Source organism: Pseudomonas sp. P5_A12, from assembly GCF_056400685.1.
This window is the reverse complement of record NZ_JBFUKU010000521.1, coordinates 1-1,965: the sequence shown is the minus strand read 5'-3', so window position 1 is coordinate 1,965 and position 1,965 is coordinate 1. Positions and strand designations below refer to the sequence as shown.

Below are 1,965 nucleotides of genomic sequence, written 5' to 3'. Positions count from 1 at the left end.
GGCCACACCTCTATTACCGCTTCAAAGGGCTCAGAACAGCTTCCGGCCTTTGTTCGCAGCAATGCGCATACGCAAGGCGTTGAGCTTGATGAAGCCCGCCGCGTCGGCCTGGTTGTAAGCGCCGCCGTCTTCTTCGAAGGTTGCGATGTTGGCATCGAACAACGATTCGTCAGACTTGCGCCCCGTAACAATCACATTGCCCTTGTACAGCTTCAGGCGAACCACGCCGTTCACGTGGGCCTGGGACGCATCGATCATTTGTTGCAGCATCAAACGCTCAGGGCTCCACCAGTAACCGGTGTAGATCAGGCTGGCATATTTCGGCATCAGCTCGTCTTTGAGGTGAGCCACTTCGCGGTCCAGCGTGATCGATTCGATCGCACGGTGAGCGCGCAGCATGATGGTGCCGCCAGGGGTTTCGTAGCAGCCACGGGACTTCATGCCCACGTAACGGTTCTCGACGATGTCGAGACGACCGATACCGTGTTCACCACCGATACGGTTCAGGGTCGCCAGCACGGTGGCCGGGGTCATTTCGACGCCGTCCAGTGCAACGATGTCGCCGTTACGGTAGGTCAGTTCCAGGTATTGCGGTTTGTCTGGAGCGTTCTCCGGGGAGACGGTCCATTTCCACATGTCTTCTTCGTGCTCGGTCCAGGTGTCTTCCAGCACGCCGCCTTCATAGGAGATGTGCAGCAAGTTGGCATCCATCGAGTACGGGGATTTTTTCTTGCCGTGACGCTCGATCGGGATGTTGTGCTTTTCAGCGTAATCCATCAGCTTTTCACGGGACAGCAGGTCCCATTCGCGCCACGGAGCGATCACTTTCACACCTGGCTTCAAGGCGTACGCGCCCAGTTCGAAACGAACCTGGTCGTTGCCCTTGCCGGTGGCGCCGTGGGAAATGGCGTCAGCGCCGGTTTCGTTGGCGATTTCGATGAGGCGTTTGGCGATCAACGGACGAGCGATGGAAGTACCCAGCAGGTACTCGCCTTCGTAAACGGTGTTGGCGCGGAACATCGGGTAAACGAAATCACGCACGAACTCTTCGCGCAAGTCGTCGATGTAAATCTCTTTGACGCCCATGGCCTGCGCCTTGGCGCGCGCAGGTTCGACCTCTTCGCCCTGACCCAGGTCAGCGGTGAACGTCACCACTTCACAGTTATATGTATCCTGCAGCCACTTGAGGATCACCGAAGTGTCCAGGCCGCCGGAATACGCCAGAACGACCTTGTTTACGTCCGCCATGCCATCACTCCACGGGGTTCTACGGAAAGCCGGGAAGTCTACCGCTCAAACGCGGTAATTTACAGAGGCGCGACAGCTTATGACGACGAAGCGACAGATTCTGTCGAGAGCGCGACGATGACCGGCGAGTCAGGAATTTTCCGGGGTATCGCTCGTAGCGATTTGCGGCGCGCCTTGTTCGGTCGGCGCCACACGTTCCAGGCGCACCGCAACCCGTCGATTTTTCGCGCGATTGCCAGCGTTGGTGTTCGGCACCACAGGGTAGCGCTCACCATGGAAGCGCATGGTTATCTGCGATTCCTGAATGCCGTTGGCCTTGAAATAATCCATCACCGCCAAGGTGCGGCGGCGTGACAGCTCACGGTTGGTAAGGCGATTGCCACTGTTGTCGGAGTGCCCGTCGAGCTCGATATGATTCACCGACGGGTCAGCCTTCATGAACTCCAGCATCACCTGCAACTGAGCCTTGGCCTGCGGGTCAAGATCAATGCTTGACCCCGGGAAGCCGACTTCAGACTTTTTGACCTGTTCGAAATTCTTCGGCAGCAGTTTCGCCACGCAGCTCTGGTAGTCGCTGAATGCCTTGTTGAACTTGACCGGCAACAGACGCACTTCCGACACCCGGCCATCGCCGGAAGTATGCCGGATTACCGGGCTGCGGCCATCAATCAATCCGCTGATCAAGCGCCCGGCCTGAGCTTGCGAACTATTGAACAG

Annotated in this window: 2 protein-coding genes; both read right to left on the bottom strand. The window is 57.8% G+C overall.

The window, feature by feature from the left end:
* Positions 1-30: 30 nt before the first annotated feature.
* Entirely contained in the window at positions 31-1,248 is a 1,218-nt protein-coding gene (locus tag AC1DSG_RS30700; RefSeq protein ID WP_007943572.1) for an argininosuccinate synthase, read from the bottom strand.
* Positions 1,249-1,377: 129 nt separating this feature from the next.
* Positions 1,378-1,965 (bottom strand): OmpA family protein (locus AC1DSG_RS30695; protein WP_477794223.1); only part of this gene is annotated, 588 nt, incomplete at its 5' end.

Excerpts from the sequence above, each read along its gene's own strand:
- AC1DSG_RS30700 (WP_007943572.1), bottom strand. The coding sequence starts at position 1,248 with ATGGCGGACGTAAACAAGGTCGTTCTGGCGTATTCCGGCGGCCTGGAC.